The sequence below is a fragment of the Streptomyces sp. NPDC005728 genome, assembly GCF_040630895.1.
Lineage (GTDB): Bacteria > Actinomycetota > Actinomycetes > Streptomycetales > Streptomycetaceae > Streptomyces.
Genome location: NZ_JBEXYL010000241.1, coordinates 1 through 3,434, shown reverse-complemented (window position 1 = coordinate 3,434; position 3,434 = coordinate 1). Strand labels below are relative to the sequence as shown.

Below are 3,434 nucleotides of genomic sequence, written 5' to 3'. Positions count from 1 at the left end.
CGCGTGTACTACGGCAGCCGCGCTCCGCTGTTCATCGGCAACCACTTCGAGGACTGGAACGGCGGAATCTACATGAAGGCCATCGACCAGGTCGTCAAGGACGTCTGCACCAAAAAGGGCGTCAAGTGCGTCTCCTTCAAGGAACTGACCGACTGGCTCGACGCACAGAAGCCGGCCACCCTGGAACGGCTGCGGGGCCTCGATCCGGCACAATCGCCCCAATGGTCCACAGTGGTCAAATGACCTGCACGGGCCACCGAGCAGATCGTGTTCGCATGGTGCACCAGATCAGCCGCGCCTGTTCCGGCCGACGAGGGAAGGGCAGCGCGTCAACGGCCACTCAGTTCTGGCTCTGTCGCGAGTTTGGTGAACGATGCCTTCTGATCTTGGTCAGGTCAGGGCGGGGTTGCCGCAGCATTTCTTGTATTTGCGGGAAGAGCCGCACCAGCAGGGGCTGTTGCGGGGAGGGGGCCACGCTTGGGCCTGGCCCCGGGCTGCGAGGTCGGCGGTGTACTCGGCCCGGGTGTCCCCGTCTTGCGGCGGGAGGCCCTCGTTGCGGGTGAATTCCTCGAAGTCGTTCACGCTGCCCTGGGCGATACCGAGATGCGGTTCGCCGTCCTGGGACAGGCGGCGCAGGATCTCCTCGACGCGGCAAAGGTGGTCGTGGTGATCAGCGCCATAGGCGTCCTCCAGTGTGGGCCACTGGGCCAGGAGCCGGGTGAACTCGGGCTCGGGCCAGAACAGTGCGCAGGTCATGCTGGGCCGGGACAGGGCGGCGCGGCGGGCGGCGACCTCGACGGTGAGTTTCTCGATCGAGGTGAGCAGGGCGTCCGGGTCACCGCTCTCGGCGGCCCGTAGGTGGTCTGGGTTGTGCAGGTCGTCCAGGGTTCCGGGGCCGCGGAGCAGGGCCGGGCGGTGCTTGTGCAGTTCGTCGGCGAGATGGTCGAGGTCGTCGTGCGGCTGGGCGAGGCGGCGCCTGACCCGGTGGCGGCCGATGACGAGCATCTCGATGTCATAGCCGCCCGGGGCATCCTCGACGGATCGGCGGGTGAGGGGGGTGGCCGGGCCGAGGAGGTGGGTGAGGCCCGCGGTGAACCAGTCGGTGGCGTCGTGGAGTTCGCCGGCGGTTTCGAAGGTCTCGGCGACGAAGTTCCAGGCCCCGGCATCGGTGGGGTGGCGGCGTCGCAGCTGTGCGGCCGCGGCGCGGGCTTCGGCCCTCTGTCCGGCTTCCCACAGGGTGTTGATCCGGTATGCCTCGATCAGATCGGGTTCCTCGCACCCGGTATCCAGCAGCTGCTGATAGAGGGTGAGGGCTCGGTCGTGCCGACCGGCGTCGCCCCAGCAGCCCGCCGCCTCGACGAGGATCTCTTCCCGGTCCTGGGGATACTCCCGGGCCAGAGCCTCAAGTTCCTTGGCCTGCGTGGCGGGAGTCCGCTCGGCAGGGGTGTGTCGTGGCGGTGCGGGGCGGCGCTTGCGGGACATACGACCACACTACCGGCGGAACGCCGGCCGGTTGGAGCGATGCCGGAGGATGCTCAGAACGGGTGAGGATCGCGGTCCGAACCTGCCGGGGGCGCCGCGGATACGGGAGCAGGCGCCGGGCTCTGGGCAGCGCGGGAGGTCTTGATGACCTGGGCTGTCGCATAGGTGAGAAAGACGGCGACGTCCTCGGCGTCGATCTCGACGGTGGTGCGGCGCTGGCCTGCCTTGTCGTCAAAGGTGCGTTGCCGCAGCCTGCCGGTGACGATCACGCGCATGCCCCTGGACAGGCTGGCCGCGGCATTTTCTCCGGCCTTTCGCCAGAGCGAGCAGCGCAGGAACAACGGCTCGCCGTCGACGAATTCGTTCTGCTCGCGGTTGAACACCCTGGGCGTAGAGGCGATCGTGAACCCGACCACCGGCAGGCCGGAGGCGGTGTGCCGCAGTTCAGGGTCTGCGGTGAGGTTGCCCACCACGGTCACCAGCGTCTCGCCCGCCACGTTCCCACCCCTCATCGCCGCCACCGGCCGCCTCTTGCCGATGGTGCCCGGCCCTCACGATTTCGGTCCGCCCCGTTGGCTGGCACGATGTCGGTATGACAGAGGACGGCCATGACGGCCAGGGCACGTTGGAAGAGGCGACTGCGGCTCTGCGCGCAGCGGAGCAGTCCGTCCGTGCGGCCCGTCGGCAACTGAGCGCGGCGATCGTGGCCGCCTACCGCTCGGGCGAACCCATCGCCCAGATCGCCTCGCGCACCGGCAAGAGCGTTTACGAGATACGGAACCTGCTGGCCGCCACCGGTACTTCACGCCGCACATAACGAACGGACTCCGACGGGTTCAGGAAGCCAGCAGGACTCATTTGCGCAGGAGATCGAATCCTGCGCGGCCGAACATCTGGTGCTTGAGCATCTTAAAAGCTACGTGGAATCTGCCGGGCGATCATGTCTCCCTGGTGCAGCCACGGACTTGGGAGATGGCTTGAGCGGCACGATAGTGCTGACGGAGAAGTGGCCGGTGCTGGGCCGGCACGAGCAGGGAGTGGCCTGACTGACGATTTGGGCGGATCTCGGACGTGTGCCGCGCACGATCGATGCCTACGGCCGGGGACTGGCCGAGTACCTGCTGATGTGCGAGCGCGAGGACGTCGACCCGGTCACCGCGAGCCGTGCCCATATCGCCGTCTACGTACGGGAGTTGACCTCGCGACCGCACCGGCGGGGTGCGAACGTGATCTCGATCGACTCCGGGCATCGCCCGCCAGCTCTACAACGCCAAGGAGCCGATGACCCTGTTCGAGCTGCAGACTTGGCTTGGACATCGCTCACCGCAGTCCACGCAGTTCTACGCGAAGATCAGCCCCACGACGCTGACCCGGGCCTACGACGATGCCGGGTACTTCTCCCGCAACGTCCGCACTATCGAGGTCCTCGTCGACCGCGACGCGGTCACCTCCGGCGCCGCCGCGGTCGGCGAACCCTGGCAGCACTACGACCTCGGCCACGGCTACTGCACCTACACCTTCTTCGAAGAATGCCCGCACCGCATGGCCTGCGCACCCTGCGACTTCCACGCCCCGAAGGACTGTGGATGATCACGGCGTCTTTGAAACCCTGGTCGACCAGGACCTTTTCCAGGCGCATTCCGCATCGTTCGGCCGCCTGGTCCAGCAGGGCGATGCCGGCCTCGTTGTCGTGCGCACTCGCGGCGAGGACCACCACACCGATGATCAGGCCCAGCACGTCGACGGCGAGTCCCCGCTTCCTGCCGGGTGTCTTCTTGTTCGCGTCCAGTCCCGTCGTCTCCTTCGACACCCCGGCCGCCACGCGGACGGACTGGGTGTCGATGATCACCAGGGACGGGTCCTCTAATCGTCTGGACCGCTCCCGCACCTGGCAGCGCAGGATCTCCTGGATCCGCCGGTCAAGGCCGTCCTGGCGCCACAGAGTGAAGTAG

4 protein-coding genes and 2 pseudogenes are annotated in these 3,434 nt (G+C 67.4%); 3 read left to right on the top strand and 3 right to left on the bottom strand.

Annotated features, from left to right (window positions below; genetic code table 11):
* A pseudogene (locus ABZ471_RS48075) lies at positions 1 to 243 on the top strand (hypothetical protein); the annotation flags it as partial.
* Between the two features lie 147 nt (positions 244 to 390).
* Here the strand turns inward: ABZ471_RS48075 and ABZ471_RS48070 are convergent.
* Positions 391 to 1,482 carry an SEC-C domain-containing protein gene (locus ABZ471_RS48070; protein ID WP_359075475.1) on the bottom strand — a complete coding sequence of 364 codons (1,092 nt, stop codon included), beginning with the start codon at positions 1,480 to 1,482 and terminating at the stop codon, positions 391 to 393.
* A gap of 53 nt (positions 1,483 to 1,535) precedes the next feature.
* Entirely contained in the window at positions 1,536 to 1,979 is a 444-nt protein-coding gene (locus ABZ471_RS48065; RefSeq protein ID WP_359075474.1) for a single-stranded DNA-binding protein, read from the bottom strand.
* Between the two features lie 95 nt (positions 1,980 to 2,074).
* Between ABZ471_RS48065 and ABZ471_RS48060 the strand changes: the two genes are divergently transcribed.
* Positions 2,075 to 2,299, top strand: a complete 225-nt coding sequence (locus tag ABZ471_RS48060; protein WP_359075473.1) for a hypothetical protein — start codon at positions 2,075 to 2,077, stop codon at positions 2,297 to 2,299.
* Between the two features lie 464 nt (positions 2,300 to 2,763).
* Entirely contained in the window at positions 2,764 to 3,072 is a 309-nt protein-coding gene (locus ABZ471_RS48055) for a hypothetical protein (protein ID WP_359075476.1), read from the top strand.
* Here ABZ471_RS48055 and ABZ471_RS48050 read toward each other — a convergent pair.
* Positions 3,065 to 3,434: pseudogene (locus tag ABZ471_RS48050) on the bottom strand (transposase); the annotation flags it as partial. The gene ABZ471_RS48055 and the pseudogene ABZ471_RS48050 overlap by 8 nt on opposite strands.